A 13,493-nucleotide genomic window follows, 5' to 3' on the forward strand; every position below is an offset into this window, starting at 1 on the left:
CCCTATGTTTATTCCGCCACCGGGAAAGCCGTAATCCTGAGCCGGGCAGCCCCCATCGGGACCAGCGTGATTTCATCCAAGCGGTCGGACTTGCGGGCGTTTTCATAGGGCAGAACTCCGCACAGGCCGTATTCGTCGATCTTCCATTCCGGGACTAAACGCCCCTGCGCCTTGAACTCCATCGGGACGGAAGAGAGCGTGAAAGGATTGTTGTCCGACGGCCAGCTTTTGCGCTGCAGCGTGACAGGTGACTGGACTTTCAAGGCATAATTCCACGGGCCCTTCGGCAGGATCTCGAATGTCGGCCAGGCCGAAGCATCTGCCCCTTCCTGCCATTTGGAGTCCCAGACAGCCGTTTCGGTGCTCGGCATCTGCTTATATTCTTCATCGATCTTCAAAGAGAGCGTGAGCGGGCCGTAATCGACACTGACACTGTTCTTATTTGCCTGCCACCGGCGAACGGCATATTCCATCGGAAGGTTCAGGACAACCTCATCGCCGTCTTTCCATTCCCGTTCGATACAAGCGTATGTTCCGGGAACGAGCGTCGCTTGCTGCAGTTTCCCGTTAATCAGGACGGACGCGTTTTTACACCAGGACGGAATACGGAGATAGAAGGGGAAAGATACGGCCTCGGATGTTCCGACCGTGAAACGTGTCATCTCCTCAAACGGATAATTCGTCTGTTCATGCAAGGTGATTTCCGTTCCGTCGCCCACCTTTACATTTGTCTTACAAGAATTATATAAAACGGCAGCCACCCCGTTGTCCGGCGTCGCCAATACCAAATGCTCGACATAATAAGGCCAGCCGAAACCATGATTATGCTGGCAACAACGGCTGCTGAACGGGTTCATCGCCAGGAACGGGCCGGAATTATCCAACCCCGGATGATGATTGCGTGAATCGCTGATCGCCATATTCGGACAAGTCAGATAACGAAGTGCCCGATAGTCAGGCATTAAAGAAGCCGGATAACTGTTGAACGCGACATCTTCGAGGTGATCGGCCCAATAAGGATCGCCACTGATCAGTAGCATGATCTCGTCAGACGCCATCTGCTCCACAAAACCGCAAGTCTCCGTTCCCTGCCGGGGATCGAAGAAGCCGATACGGGCATTCTCGTCCGCCCCGAACATTCCGCCGGGCACCTGTCCGAAAGCACGGCGTATCAGACTCTGGACATTATAGCTGGCAGCCAGCATGGCCGAATCTTTCGTAAACAGATAATAGGTGGCAGGTTCGCGGAAACACTGGGCGACATTCACATTGTGCCAGTTCGGAAGCTGGGTCGATTTTGTCCAGTCCGCCGTATTGCGGTGAATCTTTTCAGCCAACGGAAGAAGAGACTCGTCGCCCGTACGGTTATACAGCCAGACCACGCTCCAAAGGTTATCTCCCCCGCGGCTATTCTCCCAATAACTCGACAGGAAAGCATCGTCGGGAACCGTTTGCAGATAATGGCAATAGCGGGTCATGAAGTCGATCACCCGGTTGTCGTTCGTAAATTCATGATAGGATTGCATGATCCAGAGGACGATCATGTTCGGCCAGAAATCCTGCTTGCCGTTATTCAGATGCATCGGGCCGAAATTACCATCCGCCCGCTGACTCGACAGAATGGCCTCTATCCAGAATTTCGTTTCCTTCAACAACGCCTCATCCTTCAAGGCGTACGCCATATTGCCATAACCACGCAGCCAGTAGGGCACTTCTTCCCAGCCCCATTCGCCTCCGTTCTTCAGCCAGGCATTATTTCCCTTTTGCAACCAAGCGCTGATCTCCCCCAAATGGCCGCAAAGTCCGTCCTTCTGCAATTCGATCTGCCGCCTGATCCAGCCTTCCGGTTCTATGCTCCCGGCAGGCAGTTTGATGAATTGCCCCGGTTGCAACGGGGTCCGGTTGCTTACATAGTAGTCATTGCGAGATTCAGTGGACAAACGTTCCATCGTCCTGATCTCTTGCGTCTGCTTACCAGCACACGACGCCAACAGAATTGAGAATAGTAAAATCGTCTTTTTCATTTTTATCAGATTTATTGGGGCAAAGGAAAGGACTCAGGCAGAAAAAAACGATAAGGGATCAATCAAAAACATATAAAAATCGTTCTACCACTTCCTCCCGATGGAAAAGTGATAGAACGACCTTACTCTTTCAGCTGCTTTTCTTCCAAGAGAAAAGCAAGATCATTTTCTTAACTGCCGTACTCCGTAATACAGCAAGCGAAGTACGACCGACAACCCGTAAAAGCCACACGTGATAAGCAGCATCCACAGCGATTGTGTCCAAAGTTCGGACCAGCTTGTTCCGTATGTGATGATAGAAATAATGTTCATCAGATAGGCGAGTGCGATACAGACACAGAATATCTTAATTTCCGTTTTTTGTCTCTTTACAGATAATACGATGTCTTTCATAATCATGCGAAATTTAGATACGGTATTTTATATTCATCCGGGAAAGTAATCACCCGTTCCTCCTCAATCGCCTGCAAGCCTAACAAGCCCAAGACAGAAGAATAATAAGCCTCTTCTACCAGATTGGGAACCGGTCTGCCGGTAATAGCAGCTTCACAGAAAGCTGTGACCAGTTCGACAGAGCCGTCTCCGGCCGCCCCGACCGAGGATTGTCCGCTGATACTTGTCACTTTATCCATGATCAGATGTCCCTTGTTTACCGATGCCGTTTCAGGCACCCAGCTCGGGCCGGCGAAGGAAACATTATCGAAAATATTATGTTCGATCTGGTTGATCAACTGCATGATACCGGGAGCGGGTTCGACATCCTCAAAATAATATTTTCCCTTTTCCGGCTCCATAGTCCCCTTGCTCCCCAGAATTTCCTCTTCAAGGCCGTAGAACTTATTGGCAATCATGGACTCGTAGGTCATCTTCACGCCGTTCGGATAATGATAGACCAAGTTTATGCTGTCATACACATCACGGCCATCTTTCCAATAGACGATATCTCCCATCCCGGCCACCTTTTCGGGAAGCATCTTCAACGCCCAGTTTCCGACCTGCAGCTGATGGGTAGCCAGCTCTGTTACCAAGCCGCATGAATATTCCTTATATAAACGCCAGTTGATCTTACGCTCCAAATCGGGAGAAGGAACGGGACGGCGCCAGTCGTTATTACGGAACCAGTACGCCCGTATCGAGCCGATCTCGCCCAACAAGCCGGCATGGATCATTTCCATCGCCTTTATATATTTGGGGTCATATAAGCGCTGCTGGCCGATAAACATCACTTTACCGGATTCTTTGAATACATTGTACATATCCAGGCAATCCGGACAGGTCATCGCCATCGATTTCTCGCAGAACGTATGCTTGCCCGCATGCAAAGCGTCAATTGTGATATGTGCATGTTCATACAGCGGAGTCGCGATCATGACAGCCTGCACCTCTTTATCTTCCAGAAGTTTCCGGTAATCGTCATACGTCTTGGCCTTCGGATAGAGCGCCGAAGCCTCTTTCAGGTGGGGAGGATAATTATCGCACAAGGCAACCACATCGGCACACGGGATTGTCTTCAGGTTATTCAGATGGTACTGTCCGCGTGAACCTGTACCGATAAATCCGATCCGCACTTTCTCCTTGGCGATCTGCGCCTTATCGTCAGCACTACAGGACTGCAACCAGGGAAACGCGGAAAGCAGCGCACCGCCTCCACCGATCATCCCCATCTCCTTGAAGAAGTCCCGCCGGCTTAAATTGACTGAATTCTCTTCATTTTTCATAACTTATATACATGTTTTTCATAAATATCAAATTGAGATGCGATCAGCGGAATACGCTCATCGTCGGCAATCATAAAGGCCGTCGTCAGAATCTCCGCCACTACCGGATCTTTCGCCACCACCGACACCATTTTCTTATCATCCACAAATGTTCCCGTATGCGGGTTCACGATGTGGCGCGGATGGGAAGGCATATTTCCCGATGTCGACAACGAACTGTCACACAACTTCAAATCGGCAATCCGCTCTTTCGTAAACGGATTGTCAAGGCCCACCGGCCAATATTCGCCGCATGGATGCGTACCGACCGCCAGAACCGAACTATTCCCGAAATTGACAAGCGCCTTGCCGACCCCGTTTTCTTCCAACAGTTCCCGTATTTTAGCAAGCGCATATCCTTTCCCGTACCCGCCGAGATCAATGTGCAAAGATTCGGAAAAGAAAAAAATGCTCTTATCTTCCTCCGTCAGCAATACCTGATCGAACCCCTGCAAAGTGATATCGAAATATCCTTCCGTCAACTCATTGTAACGCTTGCAGTTCTGCAATATGTCCCAAAGTTCTTCCCCCACCGTCACCGGATAATGTCCGGCTTCCCGGTTGACAAACGAGACTTCGCTCTCCGGATCGAACCGGTTCAGCATCTTATCCAGCCTCCGCACTTCCGATTCGATCTTCTCCCAAACCGTACCAAGAAGACGAGGATCGCTGCCGACCATCAGGATGTCGAACTGCGTTCCCATAACCGACGACATGGATCCGTGGAAAAGCCCGGAAGCCGCATAATAGTTAGAATAAGACATAAGCCATTTGTTATTTTTTACATGGTACAAAAGAGGTGTGCGTACACACTTTGCAAATATAGGGGATTTGTTCGTTTCACAAATAGAATTAGGCAACCTTTTTCTCAAAAGGTTGCCTAATTAGCGTTTATTTTCGTTTAAAACATTTACAACTCAATCTTCGCCAAGCAGAATTCCGGATTTACGACAATGGCATAAACGTCGTTTTCGCCCGGCGTTGCGCCGATTCGAAGCGTAGGCATCTTTAAATCCTGTATTTGCAGGAGATTTCCTTCGTAATCATATACGAAGATGGTTTTCGGAAGCTTCGTTTCGTCACGGCCGACAGTCGACTCGTCCATCGGGTCCGTTTTATAGTCCCGTTGCAGCGTGACGATATAATCTTTTGTCCATAGGACTTGAACCATGTTCATTTTTGTCGCATCCGGTTTGATCTGATTTCCGGTTTGCCGGTAAGTTTGCTCTCCCCTTTTTTCCCACAAAAGTTCAAAGGTGTCCCCTTTCTTTTGATAAGCCGCCATATAATTAATGTAGAACGGAGCGTAAAGCAACAATCCTTTATCCGGATGATAAGCCAAAGTCCCCTGCGCTACATCGAACAGATTCTCTATTTCTCCCTCAAACAGCGGTTTGCCGAAATATTTTCCTTTATAAAGAAACGACTGTTCTTTCATCGGATCGAAAGCGAGCAAGTCGTCAGGCGTGACGGCTATCAGCGGCATTTTTCTCGCAGTCTCTTTTTCTTCTTGCTTGAGTAAAGCCGGACGGCCCGATTTCAAGTTATCCATCGAATAGGTATGCAGCCGGTTCTTGCTGATATCGCCGACCAAAAGCAGGTCGTTGTCAGCCACACAGTAGGTAGCCATCGAAAACTCTCCGGGGCCTTGCCCGCGCCGGACACATTTGCCCACCTCTTTATAACTCTTTTTATCGATTATATGCGCTTGTTCTTCTTCCCCGAAGGGATCCGTCCAGATCAAATAGTTGTCCGAGACAAATATTTCGCCAGGAAGATCCGTGGTGATGTCATCATAAACAACCGTAACTGCTGCATCTTTATACACCACTTCATGCGCCGGCTGGGAACAAGAGACAAACAAAACGGCGCAAACCGCTACAAGGAAAGAAAGAAAGCCGATTTTTTTCATAACATTGAACTTTAATTGTTAATCCGTCACAAATATACATCTTTTTTCCATAAATCTCCTTGCAACAGTCATATATGAACTGATTGTCTTTTCAGACCTTATTGTCATAAACGTATGCAAACCCATTGGTCCGAATCGAAACAGCATGGCATATATTTTGTTTTTCTACCCCGTTTATCTCAAATTCCCCTTGCGGGTAATATTTTTTAAGAAACACATAATTCAGCAATCAACTAAATATCAACGACATACTCATTTATTGGTTTTTAGAGGGGAATATTGTATTTTTTTACGGGAAAAACAGGGTTTATCACGTATCAAAAAAGTGGCCTCCCCATATCATTTTGATGTGGCCGAAGTTGAAAAAAGAAACCTGCCATTCGTTTATTACAAGATAATAGCTTACATTTGCATCTAAAAGTATTATCTAAAATCTATGATTCCGATGAGTACACAAATTGGTAAAAGCCTGATAGCGCTTTTCTTTTTAGCAATGATCATAACCGGTTGCAATACCAACAAAAAACGGACGGCCGATAATGATATCAAATTCGATTCTATCCGGGTGGATAGGACCTATCATCTGCTGGATAATCCCGATAATCCCAATTGTAACCTGCAATTGAACTTCACCTATCCAGCCCAATTTTCCAATAAAGAAATTCTGAAAAAGATACAAAATGACTTCGTCCTTTCCTACTTCGGCGAGAATTACGAAGGCCTGACCCCGGAAGAGGCGGCCGCCAAATACACGGAAGATTATCTGAACAACTATAAAGAGCTGGAAGCCGATTTCAAGGCGGATTTGGAAAAGAAAGACGATCTGCCGGTCGGAGCCTGGTTCTCTTATTTCGAAATGTCGTCGGATGAAATCGTCTACAACCAGAATGACATCCTGAGCTATACCGTAAGTTTCGAAAATTATACAGGCGGCGCACACGGTTCGCATGCCTACAACAACCATGTGATCAACCTGAAAACAGGCAACGCCATCACGGAAGAAGATATTTTCATCGAGAACTTCCAGGACAGCCTCGCACAGATATTGATCGACCATATTGCCAAACAGAACAAGGTGGAGAATGCGAAAGACTTGGAAAACATCGGCTTCTTCAGTGTCGAAGAGATCTTTCCGAACGGTAATTTCCTGGTTGACGGAGACGGCATCACATATACCTTTAACGAATATGAGATCGCCGCTTACGTGGTAAGAGAAACAAACGTGTTCTTACCCTACACGGAAATCCAATATCTATTGAAGAAAGACAGTCCGATATATCAATTGACAATGGGCAATTAACCATTCAAAGGAAATAAACATAATTCATAAATGAACGACAATACAACACTCCCCCAATTGTCAATTGTCAATTGTCAATTGACAATTCTAAAGTCTTACTTTCCAACGCTGACCGATGCGCAAAAGGTACAGATAGATGCCTTGTTTGACTTATATTCAGACTGGAATTCCAAGATCAATGTAATTTCACGCAAAGACATAGAGAACCTGTACCTGCACCACGTGCTTCATTCGCTCGGCATTTTGAAAATGATGAAATTCAAAGAAGGATCGACAGTTATGGATATCGGTACGGGAGGAGGTTTTCCCGGCATACCACTTGCTATCCTGCTTCCGGAAGTACAGTTTCATTTGGTAGACAGCATCGGGAAAAAGATCAAAGTCGGACAAGCTGTCGCCGAAGCGATCGGCCTGAAAAACGTCACTTTCCGCCATTGCCGCGCCGAAGAGGAAAAACAAATGTTCGACTTTGTCGTGAGCCGCGCCGTCATGCCGCTGGCCGATCTGGTAAAAATTGCTCGTAAGAATATAAAAAAGGAACAACAAAATGCACTTCCCAATGGTTTGATTTGTTTGAAGGGAGGAGAGTTGCAGCAAGAAATATTGCCATTCCGCAAGCAAGCTGTCAGCCTCAACCTGAGTGACCATTTTAAAGAAGAATTTTTCAAAACTAAAAAAGTTGTTTACGTACCGTTATGATTACAATAAAATCGTTCGAGTTCAATTATTTCCAGGAAAATACATTCCTGCTGTATGATGATACACGCGAAGCCGTGCTGATCGATTGTGGCTGCTGCCGCAAGGAAGAGGAAAAGGAGATAACCGACTTTATCCTCGAAAACAAGTTGACATTAAAACATTTGCTCTGCACGCACCTGCACGTGGATCACGTGTTCGGAAACGGTTTTATACATAAGACATACGGTTTGAAACCCGAAGCGAACAAGCTGGATGTCCAGAAACTGCCCTCTCCCGACGAACAGGCCAAGTTGTTCGGACTTCGTCAGCATGTCGAGAACGTCCCGGTTGAAAAATATATCGTAGGAGGCGAAATCATCAAGTTCGGCACATCCGAACTGCAAGTGCTGACTGTTCCCGGCCACTCGCCCGGCAGTGTCGCTTTCTATAACAAAAAGAACGGCTTCGCGATCGTCGGCGATGCACTGTTTGCCGGGAGTATCGGCCGTACCGACCTTTGGGGCGGAAACCAGGAAGTATTGGTTGCCGCCATCCGCGACAAGCTCCTTTCGCTTCCCGACGAGACGGTAATCTATCCGGGACACGGACCGGAGACAAGAGTCATCGATGAAAAGTTTAATAACCCCTATTTATAATTGACAATTAAGAATCAAAAGACAATTCATAATTCATAAATCATAATTCATAATATTATGGACACTAATAAATTTGTAAACCGCCACGTCGGCATTTCGGCAGAAGACATCCCTTCCATGCTGCAAGCCATCGGCGTCAAGTCGGTTGACGAACTGATCGATCAGACCATCCCGTCCGACATCCGTTTGAAAGAGCCGCTCAACCTTCCCGAACCCATGACGGAACGCGAGTTCGCAGAGCACATCTCGGAACTGGCTTCCAAAAACGAAGTCTTCACTTCTTATATCGGAATGGGTTGGTATGATACGGTTTGTCCGGCGCCTATCCAGCGTAACGTATTCGAAAACCCGGTTTGGTACACTTCCTACACCCCGTACCAGGCTGAAGTTTCACAAGGACGCCTGGAGGCATTGTTGAATTTCCAGACCGTTATCGCCGAACTGACCGGCCTGCCGCTGACTAACTGTTCCCTGCTGGATGAAGCGACAGCTGCCGCCGAAGCGGCAACCATGTTCCACGGAAGCCGTAGCCGGGCACAGGTGAAAGCCGGAGCCAATACGTTGTTTGTCGACGAAAACGTATTCGCCTCTACACTGGCCGTTATCAACACCCGTATGATCCCGCAAGGCATCAAGGTGGTTACGGGCGATTACAAAACATTCGAATTCACTCCGGACGTATTCGGGGCGATCGTCCAGTATCCGAATGCCAACGGTTCGATTGAAGATTATAAAGAATTTATCGTGCGTGCCAATGCCGGCGGAGCACGTGTCGCCGTTGCCGCCGACCTGATGAGCCTCGTCTTGCTGACACCTCCGGGAGAATGGGGGGCAGACGTCGTATTCGGGAGCAGCCAGCGTTTCGGCATCCCGATGTTCTACGGGGGCCCGTCCGCCGCATTCTTCGCTACGAAAGACGAATACAAGCGTTCCATCCCCGGACGTATCATCGGCATTTCCAAAGATGCCTATGGACACGCGGCTTACCGCTTGGCTTTGCAAACACGCGAACAGCATATCAAACGTGAAAAGGCTACCTCCAATATCTGTACCGCTCAAGCCTTGCTGGCCACGATGGCAGGTTTTTACGCCGTTTACCACGGTGCCGAAGGCTTGAAGAACATCGCAGGCCGTATCCATGCTTCGGCCGGTTTCCTGGCTGGCGAACTGGAGAAGCTGGGCTACAAGCAACTGAACAAAGACTATTTCGACACACTGAAAGTCCAATTGCCGGAACATGTATCCATCAATGCACTCCGCGAGATCGCATTGGAATGCAAGGTGAACTTGCGTTATTTCGAAGCCGGACAGGTCGGCATCAGCTTGGACGAAACGACCGGGCCGACCGATATCGGCGTATTGCTGTATATCTTCGCAGGGGCAGCCGGAAAGGATTACATGCTGAAAGAAGCCGTTCCCGAAAAGACTTATTTCGATCCGAAGTTCGCCCGTACTTCCGAATTCCTGCAAGAAGACGTATTCAAGAAATATCATACCGAAACGGAGCTGATGCGCTACATCACCCGTTTAGGACGCAAGGATGTTTCATTGGCCCAATCCATGATCTCCTTAGGTTCTTGTACGATGAAACTGAATCCGGCATCGACCATGCTTCCGCTCAGCCGCCCGGAATTCATGAATATACATCCGTATGCGCCGGAAGACCAGGTGGAAGGCTATAAGGAACTGATAGAAAACTTATCGGCTTACCTGTGCGAAATTACCGGATTCAAAGGCTGTACGCTGCAACCGAATTCCGGGGCAGCCGGTGAATATACCGGTTTGCGCGTAATCCGGGCTTATCTGGAAAGCATCGGTCAGGGACATCGCAACATCGTCCTGCTCCCGGCTTCCGCCCACGGTACAAACCCGGCAAGTGCGATCCAATGCGGTTTCACGACCGTTACGGTAAAATGTGACGACAATGGTAATATCGACCTGGATGATTTCCGGGCAAAAGCCGAAGCCAACAAGGACAACCTGGCTGCCAGCATGATCACCTATCCGTCCACTCACGGTATCTTCGAAGTGGACATCAAGGAAATGTGCGACATTGTCCACGCTTGCGGCGGTCAGCTCTATATGGACGGCGCCAACATGAACGCACAGGTCGGCCTGACCAATCCGGGTACTATCGGTGCAGACGTCTGCCACCTGAACCTGCATAAGACCTTCTCTTCACCTCACGGAGGAGGCGGTCCCGGCGTCGGTCCGATCTGCGTTGCCGAGCACCTCGTCCCGTTCCTGCCGCAACATCCGGTATTATGGGGCAACGGCCTGAACACAGTCTCCGCAGCACCATACGGTAGCGCGGGCATTCTGCCGATCACATACGCTTATATCCGTATGTTGGGAACAGAAGGATTGGAAACGGCCACCAAGACCGCGATCCTGAATGCGAACTACCTGGCGGCTAAATTCAAAGACACGTACGGAATCGTTTACACAGGTGCCACAGGGCGCGTCGGTCACGAACTGATCCTGGAATGCCGCACGGTAAAAGAACGTTCGGGCATCGATGAAGGCGATATCGCCAAGCGCCTGATGGATTTCGGCTACCATGCGCCGACCCTTTCCTTCCCGGTTCACGGCACTCTGATGGTCGAACCGACCGAAAGCGAAAGCAAAGCCGAACTGGATCGTTTCGTCGAAGTACTGGAATGTATCTGGAACGAAATCAAGGAAGTGGAAGAAGGCAAGGCTTCGAAGGAAGACAACGTATTAAAGAACGCTCCTCATCCCGAATACGAAGTAACGGCCGACGAATGGAAACACGAGTATCCGCGCAGCAAGGCCGCCTTCCCGCTGGAATGGTTACACGACAGCAAGTTCTGGATCAACGTAGCCCGCGTAGACAATGCGTATGGCGACCGCAACCTGATCCCCACACTTTGCGCATGCGAAATTTAATATAAACCGGTGCAAACCAATTACTTGACTCCAACTTAACAAGACGGAGTCAAAGCACTTTTATCACGATCTTTCAGGCACGGATTTCACGGATTTACACGGATAAATTTATTTTCTTTCCGTGTTTTCCGTGTAATCCGTGCTTAAATTATGGCGATTAGCAAGGTGGTAAGTAAAAAGAAAGGATATGCTCAAAAAAACCTAAAGTGTGCAGATTCCGAACGAAAGTTCTTTGATATAAAGAATGTTTGATTACTTTTGCAGGTCAGTATTCAGAAGGTTAATTCAAACAAATATCCAATATAGAAATCTAATATTCCTATAATATGAGTTTAAAAATTATTGTATTGGCGAAACAGGTCCCGGACACACGCAATGTGGGAAAGGATGCGATGAAAGAGGACGGAACTATCAACCGTGCCGCTCTTCCCGCAATCTTCAACCCGGAAGACCTGAACGCATTAGAACAAGCCCTCCGCTTGAAAGACGCCTATCCGGGAACTACGGTAACCCTGTTGACAATGGGCCCGGGGCGTGCTGCAGAAATTATTCGTGAAGGTTTATACCGGGGAGCAGACGGTGGTTATCTGCTGACCGACCGTGCATTTGCCGGCGCCGACACGTTGGCAACGTCTTATGCGCTTGCCACAGCGATCAAGAAAATAGGTGACTACGATATTATCATCGGAGGACGCCAGGCTATCGACGGCGATACGGCACAAGTAGGCCCCCAAGTTGCTGAAAAGTTAGGATTGACACAGGTCACATATGCCGAAGAGATCCTGAATGTAGACGAAAAGAATCGCAGCATCACAGTAAAACGGCATATCGACGGCGGTGTCGAAACAGTAGAAGGCCCCCTGCCTATCGTGATCACGGTCAATGGTTCGGCCGCCCCCTGCCGTCCGCGTAACGCCAAGTTGGTGATGAAATACAAACGGGCATTGGGCGCACAGGAAAAAGCTCCCGCTCCCGCTTGCCATCCGGAAGGCGTATCGGCGCTGTCATACCCTGAACTGTATGAAAAACGTCCGTACCTGAATATTCCTGAATGGAGTGTTGCCGATGTGAACGGAGATCTTGCACAATGCGGTTTGTCCGGTTCGCCGACAAAGGTGAAAGCCATTCAGAACATCGTGTTCCAGGCAAAGGAAAGCAAGACGCTGACCGGCTCGGACAAGGATGTGGAAGATTTGATTGTTGAACTGTTAGCTAACCACACTATCGGATAAGATTATGAATAACGTATTTGTATATTGTGAGCTTGAAGGTACGACGGTTGCCGATGTAAGCCTCGAACTGCTGACCAAAGGTCGCAAGTTAGCCAATCAGTTGAACTGCCAACTCGAAGCCATCGTAGCCGGTTCCGGACTGGAAGGAATTGAAAAGCAGGTGATGCCTTATGGTGTGGACAAGGTGCATGTTTTCGATGCCCCGGGCCTGTTCCCGTACACTTCCCTTCCTCACTCCTCTGTTCTGATCAACCTGTTCAAAGAAGAAAAACCGCAGATCTGCCTGATGGGAGCAACGGTTATCGGCCGCGACTTAGGTCCCCGTGTTTCTTCTGCACTGACGAGCGGCCTGACTGCCGACTGTACTTCCCTCGAAATCGGTTCGCACGAAGACAAGAGAGCAGGTCAGACATACGAGAACCTGTTATACCAGATCCGCCCCGCGTTCGGCGGTAACATCGTGGCGACGATCATCAACCCGGAACACCGTCCTCAGATGGCGACTGTACGCGAAGGCGTGATGAAAAAAGAAATTCTGGACGCCGATTATAAAGGCGAAGTGGTAATACACGACGTCGCCAAATATGTTCCGGAAACGGATTATGTCGTAAAGGTCATCGACCGCCACGTAGAAAAGGCCAAACATAACCTGAAAGGTGCCCCGATCGTTGTAGCCGGCGGCTACGGAATGGGCTCCAAGGAAGGTTTCGATATGTTGTTCGAACTGGCCAAGGAACTTCATGCCGAAGTGGGCGCCAGCCGTGCTGCCGTTGATGCCGGTTTCTGCGACCATGACCGCCAGATCGGCCAGACAGGTGTGACAGTCCGTCCGAAACTGTATATCGCTTGCGGTATCTCCGGACAGATCCAGCACATCGCAGGTATGCAGGATGCAGGTATCATCATCTCTATCAACAACGACGAGAACGCTCCGATCAACACGATTGCCGACTACGTGATCAACGGCACCGTGGAAGAAGTGATCCCGAAGATGATTAAGTATTACAAACAGAACAGCAAGTAA

Annotated in this window: 11 protein-coding genes; 6 read left to right on the forward strand and 5 right to left on the reverse strand. The window is 48.8% G+C overall.

The window, feature by feature from the left end; genetic code table 11:
• Nucleotides 1-8: 8 nt before the first annotated feature.
• The 5 genes from ACW6QF_RS01335 to ACW6QF_RS01355 all read right to left on the reverse strand — a co-directional run bounded on the left by ACW6QF_RS01335 (nucleotide 9) and on the right by ACW6QF_RS01355 (nucleotide 5,693).
• The gene (locus ACW6QF_RS01335) at nucleotides 9-2,024 is read right to left on the reverse strand and encodes a beta-L-arabinofuranosidase domain-containing protein (RefSeq protein WP_456086536.1); all 2,016 of its coding nucleotides are present in this window, start codon (nucleotides 2,022-2,024) and stop codon (nucleotides 9-11) included.
• A 162-nt stretch (nucleotides 2,025-2,186) separates the two neighbouring features.
• Entirely contained in the window at nucleotides 2,187-2,417 is a 231-nt protein-coding gene (locus ACW6QF_RS01340) for a hypothetical protein (protein ID WP_298551160.1), read from the reverse strand.
• A 2-nt stretch (nucleotides 2,418-2,419) separates the two neighbouring features.
• Nucleotides 2,420-3,742 carry a Gfo/Idh/MocA family protein gene (locus ACW6QF_RS01345; protein WP_298551158.1) on the reverse strand — a complete coding sequence of 441 codons (1,323 nt, stop codon included), beginning with the start codon at nucleotides 3,740-3,742 and terminating at the stop codon, nucleotides 2,420-2,422.
• A complete protein-coding gene (locus tag ACW6QF_RS01350) occupies nucleotides 3,739-4,545 on the reverse strand; it encodes an FAD:protein FMN transferase (RefSeq protein WP_456086537.1) in 807 nt (268 codons plus the stop codon). Before ACW6QF_RS01350 ends, ACW6QF_RS01345 begins: the two co-directional genes overlap by 4 nt.
• Nucleotides 4,546-4,691: 146 nt before the next feature.
• Nucleotides 4,692-5,693 carry a hypothetical protein gene (locus ACW6QF_RS01355; RefSeq protein WP_456086538.1) on the reverse strand — a complete coding sequence of 334 codons (1,002 nt, stop codon included), beginning with the start codon at nucleotides 5,691-5,693 and terminating at the stop codon, nucleotides 4,692-4,694.
• A 445-nt stretch (nucleotides 5,694-6,138) separates the two neighbouring features.
• Here ACW6QF_RS01355 and ACW6QF_RS01360 point away from each other — a divergent pair, with 445 nt between their 5' ends.
• The 6 genes from ACW6QF_RS01360 (at nucleotide 6,139) to ACW6QF_RS01385 (ending at nucleotide 13,493) form a co-directional block, all read left to right on the forward strand.
• Nucleotides 6,139-6,993 (forward strand): DUF3298 and DUF4163 domain-containing protein, encoded by an 855-nt coding sequence (locus ACW6QF_RS01360; RefSeq protein ID WP_298551153.1) that lies wholly within the window; start codon nucleotides 6,139-6,141, stop codon nucleotides 6,991-6,993.
• A 30-nt stretch (nucleotides 6,994-7,023) separates the two neighbouring features.
• Nucleotides 7,024-7,692, forward strand: coding sequence for a 16S rRNA (guanine(527)-N(7))-methyltransferase RsmG (gene rsmG / locus ACW6QF_RS01365; protein ID WP_298551151.1), 669 nt, complete (start codon nucleotides 7,024-7,026; stop codon nucleotides 7,690-7,692).
• On the forward strand, nucleotides 7,689-8,327 hold the full coding sequence (locus ACW6QF_RS01370) for an MBL fold metallo-hydrolase (RefSeq protein ID WP_298551149.1): 639 nt from the start codon (nucleotides 7,689-7,691) through the stop codon (nucleotides 8,325-8,327). The genes rsmG and ACW6QF_RS01370 overlap by 4 nt, the downstream gene beginning before the upstream one ends.
• Before the next feature lie 57 nt (nucleotides 8,328-8,384).
• The gene (gene gcvP / locus ACW6QF_RS01375; RefSeq protein ID WP_456086539.1) at nucleotides 8,385-11,237 is read left to right on the forward strand and encodes an aminomethyl-transferring glycine dehydrogenase; all 2,853 of its coding nucleotides are present in this window, start codon (nucleotides 8,385-8,387) and stop codon (nucleotides 11,235-11,237) included.
• 326 nt (nucleotides 11,238-11,563) lie between these two features.
• On the forward strand, nucleotides 11,564-12,469 hold the full coding sequence (locus ACW6QF_RS01380; RefSeq protein ID WP_122131544.1) for an electron transfer flavoprotein subunit beta/FixA family protein: 906 nt from the start codon (nucleotides 11,564-11,566) through the stop codon (nucleotides 12,467-12,469).
• 4 nt (nucleotides 12,470-12,473) lie between these two features.
• Nucleotides 12,474-13,493: an electron transfer flavoprotein subunit alpha/FixB family protein gene (locus ACW6QF_RS01385; RefSeq protein ID WP_298551143.1), complete on the forward strand. Its 1,020-nt coding sequence runs from the start codon at nucleotides 12,474-12,476 to the stop codon at nucleotides 13,491-13,493.

The sequence above is a fragment of the Parabacteroides sp. genome (assembly GCF_977054455.1).

Bases quoted from the DNA above. Each gene is read 5' to 3' on its own strand.
- ACW6QF_RS01370 (WP_298551149.1), top strand. From the start codon at position 7,689: ATGATTACAATAAAATCGTTCGAGTTCAATTATTTCCAGGAAAATACA.
- ACW6QF_RS01360 (WP_298551153.1), top strand. From the start codon at position 6,139: ATGAGTACACAAATTGGTAAAAGCCTGATAGCGCTTTTCTTTTTAGCA.
- ACW6QF_RS01345 (WP_298551158.1), bottom strand. From the start codon at position 3,742: ATGAAAAATGAAGAGAATTCAGTCAATTTAAGCCGGCGGGACTTCTTC.
- gcvP (WP_456086539.1), top strand. From the start codon at position 8,385: ATGGACACTAATAAATTTGTAAACCGCCACGTCGGCATTTCGGCAGAA.
- ACW6QF_RS01380 (WP_122131544.1), top strand. From the start codon at position 11,564: ATGAGTTTAAAAATTATTGTATTGGCGAAACAGGTCCCGGACACACGC.
- ACW6QF_RS01355 (WP_456086538.1), bottom strand. From the start codon at position 5,693: ATGAAAAAAATCGGCTTTCTTTCTTTCCTTGTAGCGGTTTGCGCCGTT.
- rsmG (WP_298551151.1), top strand. From the start codon at position 7,024: ATGAACGACAATACAACACTCCCCCAATTGTCAATTGTCAATTGTCAA.
- ACW6QF_RS01350 (WP_456086537.1), bottom strand. From the start codon at position 4,545: ATGTCTTATTCTAACTATTATGCGGCTTCCGGGCTTTTCCACGGATCC.
- ACW6QF_RS01335 (WP_456086536.1), bottom strand. From the start codon at position 2,024: ATGAAAAAGACGATTTTACTATTCTCAATTCTGTTGGCGTCGTGTGCT.
- ACW6QF_RS01340 (WP_298551160.1), bottom strand. From the start codon at position 2,417: ATGAAAGACATCGTATTATCTGTAAAGAGACAAAAAACGGAAATTAAG.
- ACW6QF_RS01385 (WP_298551143.1), top strand. From the start codon at position 12,474: ATGAATAACGTATTTGTATATTGTGAGCTTGAAGGTACGACGGTTGCC.